This is a genomic window from Streptomyces prasinopilosus (assembly GCF_001419695.1).
Lineage (GTDB): Bacteria > Actinomycetota > Actinomycetes > Streptomycetales > Streptomycetaceae > Streptomyces > Streptomyces prasinopilosus.
Window position 1 is genome coordinate 1 of record NZ_LIRG01000477.1, and the last position, 12,626, is coordinate 12,626.

At 73.1% G+C, this 12,626-nt stretch carries 10 protein-coding genes; 1 reads left to right on the plus strand and 9 read right to left on the minus strand.

The window, feature by feature from the left end; translation table 11 throughout:
* Nucleotides 1–226: 226 nt before the first annotated feature.
* The 9 genes from aroB to AOK18_RS19930 form a co-directional block, all read right to left on the minus strand.
* Complete coding sequence (aroB, locus tag AOK18_RS19890; RefSeq protein WP_055572068.1) at nucleotides 227–1,321, minus strand: 3-dehydroquinate synthase; 1,095 nt, start codon at nucleotides 1,319–1,321, stop codon at nucleotides 227–229.
* Nucleotides 1,318–1,830, minus strand: coding sequence for a shikimate kinase (locus AOK18_RS19895; RefSeq protein ID WP_074995562.1), 513 nt, complete (start codon nucleotides 1,828–1,830; stop codon nucleotides 1,318–1,320). The genes aroB and AOK18_RS19895 overlap by 4 nt, the downstream gene beginning before the upstream one ends.
* A complete protein-coding gene (gene aroC / locus AOK18_RS19900) occupies nucleotides 1,827–3,011 on the minus strand; it encodes a chorismate synthase (RefSeq protein ID WP_055572067.1) in 1,185 nt (394 codons plus the stop codon). Before aroC ends, AOK18_RS19895 begins: the two co-directional genes overlap by 4 nt.
* 634 nt (nucleotides 3,012–3,645) lie before the next feature.
* A complete protein-coding gene (locus AOK18_RS19905; RefSeq protein ID WP_055695245.1) occupies nucleotides 3,646–4,485 on the minus strand; it encodes a shikimate dehydrogenase in 840 nt (279 codons plus the stop codon).
* Nucleotides 4,466–6,295: an endolytic transglycosylase MltG gene (gene mltG / locus AOK18_RS19910; protein WP_055695246.1), complete on the minus strand. Its 1,830-nt coding sequence runs from the start codon at nucleotides 6,293–6,295 to the stop codon at nucleotides 4,466–4,468. The genes AOK18_RS19905 and mltG overlap by 20 nt, the downstream gene beginning before the upstream one ends.
* Nucleotides 6,296–6,419: 124 nt before the next feature.
* Nucleotides 6,420–6,884: a Holliday junction resolvase RuvX gene (ruvX, locus tag AOK18_RS19915; protein WP_055695250.1), complete on the minus strand. Its 465-nt coding sequence runs from the start codon at nucleotides 6,882–6,884 to the stop codon at nucleotides 6,420–6,422.
* 35 nt (nucleotides 6,885–6,919) lie between these two features.
* Nucleotides 6,920–9,589, minus strand: a complete 2,670-nt coding sequence (alaS, locus tag AOK18_RS19920) for an alanine--tRNA ligase (RefSeq protein WP_055695247.1) — start codon at nucleotides 9,587–9,589, stop codon at nucleotides 6,920–6,922.
* Nucleotides 9,589–9,960, minus strand: a complete 372-nt coding sequence (locus AOK18_RS19925; RefSeq protein ID WP_055695248.1) for a hypothetical protein — start codon at nucleotides 9,958–9,960, stop codon at nucleotides 9,589–9,591. The genes alaS and AOK18_RS19925 overlap by 1 nt, the downstream gene beginning before the upstream one ends.
* A 7-nt stretch (nucleotides 9,961–9,967) precedes the next feature.
* Nucleotides 9,968–10,426 (minus strand): DUF948 domain-containing protein, encoded by a 459-nt coding sequence (locus AOK18_RS19930; RefSeq protein WP_055573961.1) that lies wholly within the window; start codon nucleotides 10,424–10,426, stop codon nucleotides 9,968–9,970.
* A 174-nt stretch (nucleotides 10,427–10,600) separates the two neighbouring features.
* Between AOK18_RS19930 and AOK18_RS19935 the strand changes: the two genes are divergently transcribed.
* A partial coding sequence (locus tag AOK18_RS19935; RefSeq protein ID WP_055695249.1) for an ATP-binding protein occupies nucleotides 10,601–12,626 on the plus strand: 2,026 nt, incomplete at its 3' end.

Consider the following 12,626-nt stretch of genomic DNA (forward strand, 5'->3'; position numbering starts at 1 on the left):
GCGGCGAGCACTGAGGGCAGGGTGGCCCCGCGCTCCCCGACAGCCTAGAGCGTCGGAGCCGCTGTTCGAACGATTACCGCCCCTGCCGTTGCCCGGTGAACGGCCGAAACCGGCCCCGCGTGCCCGGCCCGCCGGGCCGGCTGCCCGGTGAGGAGGGGGCACGGTGAGACGGAGCCCCGTCCCCGCCGGGCATCGCCCCGCCCGGCGGGGACGGGGTCCGCGGGGGCTACTGCGCCACTTCTCCGTACGCGGCGAGCAGGACCGCCGGGTCCGGCCCCTCCAGCACGGTGGGCTTGGCGAGGCCGTCGAGGACGATGAAGCGCAGCAGGTCGCCGCGGGACTTCTTGTCGACCCTCATGTTCTCCAGCAGCCTGGGCCACTGGTCGTGGCGGTAGTGCAGGGGCAGCCCGACCGATGCGAGGACGGTGCGGTGCCGGTCGGCGGTGGCGTCGTCCAGCCGGCCGGCGAGCCGGCCGAGTTCGGCGGCGAAGTGCATGCCCACCGACACCGCCGCGCCGTGGCGCCACTTGTAGCGCTCGTTCTTCTCGATGGCGTGCCCGAGCGTGTGGCCGTAGTTGAGGATCTCCCGGCGGCCCGCCTCCTTGAGGTCGGAGGAGACGACGTCAGCCTTGACCCGGATCGAGCGCTCGATGAGTTCGGCGGTGTGCGGGCCCTGCGGGGTGCGGGCGGCCTGCGGATCGGCCTCGATGAGGTCGAGGATCACCGGGTCGGCGATGAAGCCGGCCTTGATGACCTCGGCCAGTCCGGAGACGTAGTCGTTGGTCTGGAGGGAGTCCAGGGCGGCGAGGTCGCACAGCACACCGGCGGGCGGGTGGAAGGCGCCCACGAGGTTCTTGCCCTCGGCGGTGTTGATGCCGGTCTTGCCCCCGACGGCCGCGTCGACCATGGCCAGCACCGTGGTCGGCACCGCGATCCAGCGCACCCCGCGCAGCCAGGTGGCGGCCACGAACCCGGCCAGGTCGGTGCTGGCGCCGCCGCCCACGCCGACGATGACGTCGGTGCGGGTGAACCCGGACTGGCCGAGCGCCTTCCAGCAGTAGGCGGCGACCTCGGCGGTCTTGGCCTCCTCCGCGTTCGGCACCTGGATGGCGACGGCCTCGTAGCCCTGCTCGGCGAGGTCGGCGCGGAGCGCCTCGCCGGTCTCGGCCAGGGCCTCGGGGTGCACGACCGCGACCCGCTTGGCGGCGGTCCCGATCAGCCCGCCGAGCTCGCCCAGGAGCTGCCGGCCCACCAGGACCTCGTACGGGTCGGTGCCCGCGGTGCCGCCGACGCGGATCCGCGTCACTGCCTCGCTGCTCATGCTTGCTTCATCTCCAGTGCGTCCAGGGTGGAGCGGGTGACCTCGTCCGGCGTGCGGCCGTCGGTGGCCACGACGACCGTGGCGACCTCCTCGTACAGGGGGCGCCGGGCCTCCATCAGTTCGCGCCACTGCTTGCGCGGGTTGATCGCGAGCAGCGGGCGGGCGGCGCCCAGCCCGGTGCGCCTGACCGCCTCCTCGACGTCCATCGACAGGTAGACGACCCGCTGTCCGGCGAGCAGCTCGCGCGTGCCGGCGTCGAGGACGGCGCCGCCGCCCAGGGCCAGGACGCCCTCGTGCTCGGCGAGCGCGGTGCGCACCGCCTGCTTCTCGAGCGCGCGGAAGGCGGGCTCGCCCTCGTCCACGAAGATCTCGGCGATGCTGCGGCCCGTCCCGGTGACGATGTCGTCGTCGGTGTCCCGGTAGCCGACGCCCAGGCGCTCGGCCAGCAGGTGTCCGACGGTGGACTTGCCGACGCCCATCGGGCCGACCAGCACGATCAGCGGAGTCACCGGACGGCCAGGTTCTCGAGGTAGGACGTCACGTTGCGGCGGGTCTCGGTGACGCTGTCGCCGCCGAACTTCTCCGCGACCGCGTCCGCGAGGACCAGGGCGACCATGGCCTCGGCGACGATGCCGGCCGCCGGTACGGCGCACACGTCGGAGCGCTGGTGGTGGGCGGCGGCCTCCTCGCCGGTGACGACGTCCACGGTCCTCAGCGCCCGCGGCACGGTCGCGATCGGCTTCATCGCCGCCCGCACCCGCAGCAGCTCACCGGTGCTCAGGCCGCCCTCGGTGCCGCCGGAGCGGCCCGAGGAGCGCTTGATGCCCTCGTCGGTGGCGACGATCTCGTCGTGCGCCTTCGAACCGGGCACCCGGGCCAGGTCGAAGCCGTCGCCGACCTCCACGCCCTTGATCGCCTGGATGCCCATGAGGGCGGCGGCCAGCCGGGCGTCGAGCCGCCGGTCCCAGTGCACGTGCGATCCGAGGCCGACCGGTACGCCGTACGCCAGCACCTCGACGACTCCGCCGAGGGTGTCGCCGTCCTTGTGGGCCTGGTCGATCTCCGCGACCATCGCCTTCGACGCGTCCGCGTCCAGGCAGCGCACCGGGTCCTCGTCCAGCCGCTCCACGTCGGCCGGGACCGGGTACACGCCGTAGGGGGCCTTGGCGGCCGCGAGCTCCACGACGTGGGAGACGATCTCGACGCCGGCCGTCTCCTTCAGGTACGAGCGGGCCACGGCGCCCAGCGCCACGCGGGCCGCGGTCTCGCGCGCGGAGGCCCGCTCCAGGATCGGACGGGCCTCGTCGAAGCCGTACTTCTGCATGCCGGCGAGGTCCGCGTGGCCGGGGCGCGGGCGGGTCAGCGGGGCGTTGCGGGCGAGGCCGGCCAGCACCTCGGGGTCGACCGGGTCGGCGGCCATGACCTGCTCCCACTTCGGCCACTCGGTGTTGCCCACCATGACCGCGACCGGGGAGCCGAGGGTGAGGCCGTGCCGCACGCCGCCGAGGAAGGTGACCTCGTCCCGTTCGAACTTCATCCGGGCACCGCGGCCGTAGCCCAGCCGCCGCCTCGCGAGATGGTCCGCCACCATGTCCGTGGTGATCGGCACGCCGGCGGGAAGACCCTCCAGCGTCGCGACGAGTGCGGGACCGTGGGACTCCCCCGCGGTCAGCCAGCGCAACCTGCTCAACGGTGCTCCTCCATGCTCGCGCCCGGTACTGCCCTGCGCACGCGCGTGATCGCGTACGGCTGTGGCGCGACGGGGTGCGCGGCCCCGGCCCGCCACGTCCGATCCTCCCACGTTCGGGCGGCGTGTCCGGTCGCCGGTCCATCAGTCGGACGGGCGTCGGCGGGGCGGAGGGGCGGCCGGTCCCGGGGTCCTGACGGAGCGGTCCGGCCCCGGCTCCGGCGGCCGGTCCCGGGCATCGGGCCCGGCCGTCCCCCGGGCTCCGCTGTCGGGGAGCGCGGGTCCGGGGAGGTCCGCACCGTTCCGCTCCGGCGTGCCCCGCACGGGGCGTGCGGGTCGGCCGGGCGGCGCGCACCGGCCCGGGAGGCCGGCTCCGGCGCCCTGTCCGTACGGGGCTCCCGCCGCACGGACCGGCCGGCCCGCACGGGTGGCGCCGGCGGGCGGTCCCGCGTTCGGCCCCGACGATTCGGGGCGCGACGGCGAGACCGGCCGGGACCGGCACGTGCTCCGCGCCCGGTCGGGCGGGAGGCCCGGCACGGGCTCGGGGATCGGGGACCTCACCGGTGCCGGTGACGTGCCCGCGGACGGGAAGGCGCGTCCTCGCCCCGCTCCCGTCCCCGCGGAACCGGACGGGCTCCTACCGGGCCGCGAGCGCCCGTTCCCCCGCCCTCCGCATGGCGTCCAGCGGGGCCGGGGAGCGTCCCGTCATCTGCTCGACCTGGAGCACCGCCTGGTGCACCAGCAGGTCGAGGCCGCCGACCACCGCGCCGCCGTACGCCGACCAGCGGGCCGCGAGAACGGTCGGCCAGGGGTCGTAGAGCACGTCGAAGAGGGCCGCGGGGCGTTCCGGGACGGCTCGGGCGAGCCCGTCGGTGACACCCGCCGGGGTGGTGGCGACCACCAGCGGGGCGTGCAGGGCCCGCTCGGCGTCGTCCCAGCCGGCGACGCGCACCGCCACGCCCAGCCGCTCGGCCCACCGGCGCATCTCGGCGCCGCGGACCTCGCTGCGGACGTAGACGGTGACCTCACCCGTGCAGATCCGCGCGAGTGCCGCGAGCGCGGACGACGCGGTGGCGCCGGCGCCGAGGATCGCGGCGGTGTCCACCTGGTCGATGCCGTGCTCGCGCAGGGCGGCGACCATGCCGGGGATGTCGGTGTTGTCCCCGGTCCGGCGGCCGTCCCCGGTGAGGACGACGGTGTTGACCGCGTCGACCGAGGCGGCGGTGTCGCTGACGCCGTCCAGCAGCGGGATCACGGCCCGCTTCAGCGGCATGGTCAGGGACAGTCCCGCCCACTCGTCCCCGAGCGTCTCGAGGAAGCCCGGCAGCGCCTTCTCGTCGACGTCGAACCGGTCGTACGTCCAGCCCTCCAGTCCCAGCTCCGCGTAGGCCGTGCGGTGCAGGACCGGGGAGAGGGAGTGGGCGATCGGGGAGCCCAGGACGGCGGCCCGGCGACGGTCAGCTGCCCGAGCTGGCATTGAACTTTTCCTTCAGCTTCAGGAACTCGTCGTGCGTCTTGGCGAACTCCGTCTTGTCCACGCCGTCGGTGGCCACGAAGTAGATCCAGCCGTCCTCGGTCGGCTTCAGGGCCGCGGTCAGCGCGTCGTCCCCGGGGTTGCCGATGGGGCCGGGCGGCAGCCCCTTGTTGGTGTAGGTGTTGTACGGGTCCTTGTTGCTGTTGATCTCGGACTCGCTGATGTCGATGTTGCTCTCGCCCTTCAGGTAGTTGAAGGTCGAGTCGAACTGGAGCAGCTGGTTCGTCTCGGTGTTGGTGGGCTTGAGGCGGTTGTAGACGACCTCGGACATCTTGCGGAAGTCGTCGTGGGTCTTCCCCTCGGCCTGCACCAGGCTGGCCACCGTGACCAGTTCCCACGGTCCTTCGAGGCCGAGGCTCTCGGCCTTCTCCTCGAACCGCAGTTCCTCGTACTTCCCGGCGGCCCGGCCCACCATCTCCTTCAGTACGTCCGCGGGCTTCGCACCCTTGCCCACCGCGTAGCTGGACGGGTAGAGGAAGCCCTCCAGCGGGTCCTTGACGTCCCCGCCGTTCACCGCCCAGTCGGGCAGGCCGAGCTTCTTCCAGTCCTTCTCCGCGATCTCCTCGGTCGTCCCGTCGTCGAGCTCGAGGCGTTTGTCGATGAGCTTGTAGACGGCGCCGTTGCGCAGGCCCTCGGCGATGATCAGGTTGTTGCGGCTCTTCGGGCTGAGCATCAGCTCGACCGCGCTCGCGGCCGACATCTCCAGCTCGAGCGTGTAGACGCCGTCCTGGATCGTCTTGCCCTGCGGGTTGCTCCCCTGGGCCGCGACGAAGGCGTCGACGCTCTTGACCACGCCTTCCTTCTTGAGCACCTGGCCCATGGCGTACCCGGTCGAACCCTTGGGGATCGTGACGGCCACCTGCTCGCCGTTGCCGTCGCCCTCGAAGTCCGGGGGGCTGCCGAAACGATCCTTGACGAACTGCCAGCCGACATAGCTCACACCGACCACGCCGCCGCCGAGGGCGACCGCCACCACGAGGCAGGCGACCCCGTTGCGCCGCTTCTTCTCCTTGGTGCCCTTGCCGCCCTTGGTGCCCTTGCCGCCCCTGCCGCGGCGCTCGCCACGGTCGCCGGGCTCGTCGCGCTCGTCCTCGTCCTCACCGTCGTCCGAGAAGAAGGCGTGTTCGCCCTGGTCGGGGCCCGGGTCCCAGTCGGCCCCCGGCTCCGGTTCCTCGTCCTGCTCCGGCCGCCGCCGGGGCTCGGCGCCGCGCCGGGCCGGGGGCTCCGGCGGCGGGTAGGCGTCGGGGGCCGCGTAGTGGTCGGGCTGCTGGTCGCCGTACGCCCCGCCCTGCTGCCCGTACGGGTCCGCGGGGTCGGCCGCCGCGTACGGGTCCTGCGGGTGGGCCTGGGCGCCGGTCTGCCAGCCGCCCGTGTCGTACTGCTGCTGGTCCGGGTGCGGCTGATCCTGGTGCTGCTGCTCCGGATACTGCTGCTCCGGGTGCTGCGCCTGCTGGGGGGCGTACTGCTGCCCGTACTGCTGGTCGCCGTACTGCTGCTGGTGACCTTGCTGCGGGTGGTCCTGCAGCTGGTCGTACTGCCCGTACTGCTGCTGTCTGTACCCGCCCTGCTGCTCGGCGGTGCCCCAGTCGCCGTACTGCTGCTGCTGCGGCTGCTGCGGGTAGTGCTGCGCCTGGCCGTCGTAGGGGGGCTGCTGACCCTGCTGGGTCTGCTGCCCTCCCCATCCGCCGTCCCCGTACAACGGGTCGTCCGGATGCCACGGTTCGGAGCCTCGGCCCCGGCCATACTCAGTCATCGATCCCCTAGAGCCGCGAGGCGTCGGTCACGCGGCTGTGGGGGTGGCCGGCGTCCGTTCCGCCTCTCTTTCGCGGCGGCTGTTCGAACGCCACCGCATCGCGCGGAACGTTACCGTACCGCGATCACCTCTCCACTTCGACGCCCTCACCGGGTGCATTGCCTGACACCCGTTCGGATTCGAGGGCCTGCTGGAGGATGATCACGGCGGCGGCCTGGTCGATGACGGAGCGTCCCTTCTTCGACTTCACGCCCGAGGCACGCAGCCCCTGGCTCGCCGTCACCGTCGTCATGCGCTCGTCGACGAGGCGCACGGGCACCGGGGCGATCCCGCGGGCCAGTTCCCGCGCGAAGCCGCGGACCTTGACCGCCGCGGGGCCCTCGCCCCCCTTGAGGGAGCGGGGGAGGCCGACGACGACCTCGATCGGCTCGTACTCCTCCACGAGCAGGCGGAGGCGCCGGTGGGCCGCCGGCACGTCCCGGCCGGGGACGGTCTCGACCGGGGTGGCGAGGATCCCGTCGGGGTCGCAGGAGGCGACCCCGATCCGGGCGTCCCCGACGTCGATCGCGAGCCGTCGGCCGCGGCGCATGACCCGGCCCTCCGAGGGATCGTCCATCGGTCCGCTCACTTGGCCGTGTCCGCCACGAGCCGCTCGACGGCGTCCACGGCGTCGCCGATGGCGGCCGGGTTCTGGCCGCCGCCCTGGGCGACGTCCGGCTTGCCGCCACCGCCGCCGCCGAGGGTCTTGGCGGCGGTGCGGACCAGGTCACCGGCCTTGAGACCGCGCTCGCGGGCGGCCTCGTTGGTGGCGATGACCGTCAGGGGCTTGCCGTTGACGGTGGTGAACAGGGCGACCACGGCGGCCCGGCCGCCCTGGATGCGGCCGCGTACGTCGAGGACCAGCTTGCGCAGGTCGTCGGCGGTGGTCCCGTCCGGGACCTGCCCGGTCACCAGGGCGACGCCGTGGACGTCCTTGGCGGACTCGGCGAGGCCTCCGGCGGCTTGGAGCACCTTCTCGGCACGGAACTTCTCGATCTCCTTCTCGGCGTCCTTGAGCTTGCCGAGCATGGCGGAGACCTTCTCCGGGAGCTCCTCCGGGCGGCCCTTGATCAGCTCCTGGAGCTGGGCGACGACCGTGTGCTCGCGGGCGAGGAAGTTGTAGGCGTCCACGCCGACCAGGGCCTCGATGCGGCGCACCCCGGAGCCGATGGAGGACTCGCCGAGCAGCTTCACCAGGCCCAGCTGGGCGGTGTTGTGCACGTGGGTGCCGCCGCACAGCTCCTTGGAGAAGTCGCCGATGGTCACCACGCGCACGCGCTCGCCGTACTTCTCGCCGAACTCGGCGATGGCGCCCTGCTTCTTGGCCTCGTCGATGCCCATGACGTCGGCGCGCACGTCCAGGTCGCGGGCGAGCACCTCGTTGATCTTCTGCTCGACGTCGGTCATCACGGCCGTCGGAACGGCGGACGGCGAGCCGAAGTCGAAGCGGAAGCGGCCGGGCTGGTTCTCGGAGCCGGCCTGGGCGGCCGTCGGGCCGAGGGCGTCGCGCAGGGCCTGGTGGGTGAGGTGGGTGGCCGAGTGGGCGCGGGCGATGGCCTTGCGGCGGCGCTCGTCGATGGAGGCGTGGGCCTTGGCGCCGACGGTGACCTCGCCGACCTGGACGACGCCCTTGTGCACGTAGACGCCCGGGACCGGCTTCTGGCAGTCGCGGATCTCGATGACGGCGCCGGAGTCGGCCCTGATGCGCCCGGTGTCGCCGATCTGTCCGCCGCCCTCGGCGTAGAAGGGGGTGCGGTCCAGGACGATCTCCACCTCGTCGCCCTCGGTGGCGGCCGGCGAGGAGACGCCGTCGACCAGGATGCCCACGACGGTGGACTCGCCCTCGGTGTCGCTGTAGCCGGTGAAGTCGGTGGCGCCGGCCCGGTCGGCGATCTCGCGGTAGGCGCCGAGGTCGGCGTGGCCGGTCTTCTTGGCCCGGGCGTCGGCCTTGGCCCGTTCCCGCTGCTCCCTCATCAGGCGCCGGAAGCCGTCCTCGTCCACGGAGAGGCCCTGCTCGGCGGCCATCTCCAGGGTGAGGTCGATCGGGAAGCCCCAGGTGTCGTGGAGCAGGAAGGCCCGGTCGCCGGACAGGACCGTGCCACCGGCCTGCTTGGTCTCGGTGACGGCGGTGTCGAGGATGTTGGTGCCGGCCTTCAGCGTCTTGAGGAAGGCGTTCTCCTCGGCGACGGCGACCTTCTCGATCCGCTCGCGGTCGGTGACGAGCTCGGGGTACTGCTGCCCCATCATGCCGATGACGACGTCGACCAGGTCCTTGACGACCGGGCCGGTGGCGCCGAGCAGGCGCATGTTGCGGATGGCGCGGCGCATGATGCGGCGCAGCACGTAGCCGCGGCCCTCGTTGCCGGGGGTGACGCCGTCGCCGATGAGCATGACCGAGGTGCGCATGTGGTCGGTGACCACGCGCAGCGAGACGTCCGAGTCCTGGGCGTCGCCGTAGCGGACCCCGGTCAGGGCGGTGGCCTTGTCGATGACGGCCATGGAGGTGTCGATCTCGTACAGGTTCTGCACGCCCTGCAGGATCATGGCGAGCCGCTCGAGACCGAGGCCCGTGTCGATGTTCTTGCTCGGCAGGTCGCCGAGGATCGGGTAGTCCTTGCCCGCGCCCTCGCCGCGTTCGTACTGCATGAAGACGAGGTTCCAGATCTCCACGTACCGCTCGTCGTTGACGGCGGGGCCGCCCTCGGCGCCGAACTCGGGGCCGCGGTCGTAGTTGATCTCGGAGCAGGGGCCGCAGGGGCCGGGGACGCCCATGTCCCAGTAGTTGTCCTTCTTGCCCAGGCGCTGGATGCGCTCGGCGGGCACGCCGACGACGTCGCGCCAGATGCGCTCGGCCTCGTCGTCCTCCTCGTAGACCGTGATCCACAGGCGCTCGGGGTCCAGACCGTAGCCGCCCTTGTCCTGGGGGCTGGTGAGCAGCTCCCAGGCCAGCTCGGCGGCGCCTTCCTTGAAGTAGTCGCCGAAGGAGAAGTTGCCGCACATCTGGAAGAACGTGCCGTGCCGGGTGGTCTTGCCGACCTCTTCGATGTCCGGCGTGCGCACGCACTTCTGGACGCTGGTGGCGCGCGTGAAGGGCGGCTTGACCTCGCCCAGGAAGTAGGGCTTGAAGGGCACCATGCCGGCCGGGACGAGGAGCAGAGTCGGGTCGTCCGCGATGAGCGACGCCGAAGGGACGACGGTGTGCCCGCGCTCCTCGAAGAAGCTCAGCCAGCGGCGGCGGATCTCGGCCGACTCCATCAGTGGTCCTCATTCCGGTTGTACGGGTTCGTCGGGTGCGCCGGGTCCTCGGCGTACCGCGGTTCGTTCTTCGGGCTGTTGCGGTTCTCGATGGCGGTGTACCGGCGGGACGCCGGGAGTTCCCGGTCGACGCGGGCGTCGAGACCGAGGGCGTCGCCCAGTTCGGCCTCGCGCCGGGCCATGTGGTCGCGGACGTCGAGTGCGAAGTCCACCGCCCGGTCCCTGATCCGGCCGCCGGCCTCGATCGCCTTGTTCGCCGCGGTCGCGGCGAGGCTCTCGGGCGTCAGCTGCCTCAGTTTCCGGTTGACCTTGGTGGTGGCCCACACACCGGTGGCGACGCCGGTGGTGAACCAGAACGTACGGCGGAACATCGCTGGGTCAGTCCTTCTTTCCCCGGGTGCGCCCGGCCCGCCGCGTGCCCGGGACGGTGCGGCCCACGATCACGGTGCGGTCCGGCGCCTTCGCGGGCTCGGTCCTGGCGGCCGCTCCCTCCCTGCGTCCGCTGACGGCCCGGCGCACGCCGTAGCCGAACGCGGCGACCTTGACCAGCGGGCCGCCGAAGGTGGAGGCGACGGTGGTCGACAGGGCGGAGGCGTTGGAGGTGACCTCCTGGACGTCGGAGGCGATCGCGTCGACCCGCTCGATCTGGGTCTGCGCGGAGCGCACCGCGGTGGAGGCGTCGGCCAGCAGCGGGACGGCCTGGTCGGTCACGTCCGCCACGAGTCTGGTGGTCGCCCGGAGCGTCTGGGCCAGCCTCGCCAGTGCGACGGCGAGGAAGGAGACCAGGATCGCCCAGAACACGGCCACCAGGATTCCGGCCACCTCTCCACCGGACACTGTGCGCACCTGCTCCCTGAGAAACGTGCCTGAGACATCGAGGGCATCGAGAAATTCGTGCACCGAGCCTATCGCGCCACCGGCGGGACTCCGTACCGGATTACCGCCCGCCGCGGGCGGAGTCGGGGGAAGGGATTGTACGGACTGAACACGGTTCAGTACGCTCCGTGTCCCATGGGGGACATCGGGTGCGGCGGCGCACCGGCGGAGGGCGGCCCGTCGCGGGGTGCGGAGGGCAACCTGCCGCTGGAGCCGGACGCGTTCGTGGGCCGTGCGGCGGAACTGGACGAACTGTCCCGGGCGCTCGACGCCTCGCGGCTGGTCACGGTGACCGGACCCGGCGGGGTCGGCAAGTCGCGGCTGGCCGCCCGGGCGTCCGCGCGGCGCGCGCCGCGGGACGGGGTCTGGCGGGTGGAGCTGGCGGCGCTCGGGGACGCGGAGTTCGTCGACCACGTGGTGGTGGAGGCCCTGGGTCTGACGGACCACACCGCCCGGCTGCCGCGCGAGACGCTGCGAAGCCATCTGGCGGAGCGCCGGCTGCTGCTGGTGCTGGACGGGTTCGAGCACCTGGTGGACGCCTGCGCCGACCTGGTGGCCGATCTGCTGCGCCGGGCTCCGGGGCTGCGGGTGCTCGCCGTGGGACGCCGGGCGCTGTCCGTGGCCGGGGAACGGCTGGTACCGCTGGCCCCGCTGGGCGAGGACGAGGCGGTCCGGCTGCTGGCGGTGCGCGCGGGACAGCATGCGGCGGGCGCCGGGGACGAGGGGCAGATGCGGGAGCTGTGCCGGCGTCTCGACGGCATCCCGCTCGCGATCGAGCTGGCCGCCGGCCGGCTGGACGCGCTGTCGCCGGAGCAGGTGCTGGAACGGCTCGGCGACCGGTTCCGGCTGCTGACCGGCGGCGGCCGGGACGCCCTGCCCCGGCACCGGACGCTGCGGACCGCGATCGGCTGGAGCCATGAGCTGTGCACGCCCGAGGAGCGGCTGCTGTGGGCGCGGCTCTCGGTGTTCGCGGGGCACTTCGACCTCGAGGCCGCCGAGTACGTGTGCGGGGGGAACGGGCTGGCCGCAGGTGACGTCCTCGACGTCCTGTCGGCGCTGCTCGCGCAGTCGGTGGTGACCCGCGAGGAGACCCCGGCCGGGGTGCGCTACCGGATGCTGGACACGCTGCGCGCGTACGGCGCCGAGTGGCTGGAGGGCGTGGGCGACGCGGAGCGGCTCGCGCGGCGGCACCGGGACTGGTACGTGGGACTCGCCACCTGGTGCGAGCTGGACTGGTTCTCGCCGCGGCAGCGCGAGATCGCCGCGCGCGTCGAGGCGGACCTGCCGAATCTGCGCCGCGCCCTGGAGGTGGGCCTGACGGACCCGGACGAGGCGCATCTGGGGCAGCACCTGGCGGGTTCGCTGTGGTTCTCCTGGGTGGGCTGCGGGCGGCTGGCCGAGGGACGGCACTGGCTGGAACAGGCGGTGCGGATCGACTCCGGTCACGAGCGGCCCCGGCTCAAGGCCCTGTGGGTGCTCGCCCATGTGGCGATCCTCCAGGGCGACACGGGGCCCGCGCTGGCCGCGCTCCGGGAGTGCCGCCGCCGGGCGGAGCGGGCGGCGGACCCCACCGCGCTGGCGTACGCGGAGCACCGCGCCGGCTGCCTGGCGCTGGTCACGGACGACGTGTCCCGCGCGGAGACGCTGCTGCGCTCGGCGCTGGAGCGGTACGACGGGATCGGGGAGCTCAACAGCAATGTGCTGATGGCCCGGATCGAGCTGGCGATGGCCCGCGCCTTCCACGGGGCCCTGCCGGACGCGGTGCGGATGTGCGAGGACGTCCGCCGGGTGTGCGAGGAGCACGGCGAGCGGTGGGCCCGCACCTACGCGCTGTACGTGCTGGCGTACGCGGCCTGGTGCGAGGGCGATCCCGCCGGGGCCCGGGAACTGCTCACCGACTGCCTGGACGGCGCCCACGGTTTCAGCGACCTGCTCGGTTCGGTGCTGGCGCTGGAACTGCTCGCCCTGGTCACCGTCACGGAGGGGAGTGCGGCCGAGGCGGCGGTGCTCCAGGGGGCGGCGGACCGGATGTGGCCGTCGGTGGGGCTGCGGCTGTTCGGTTCGGCCCACTACAACACGCCGCACGAGCTGTGCGAGGCGCGGGCCCGGGAGCACCTGGGCGACGAACGGTACGAGGAGCGCGTGCGGCGTGTTGTAGTGG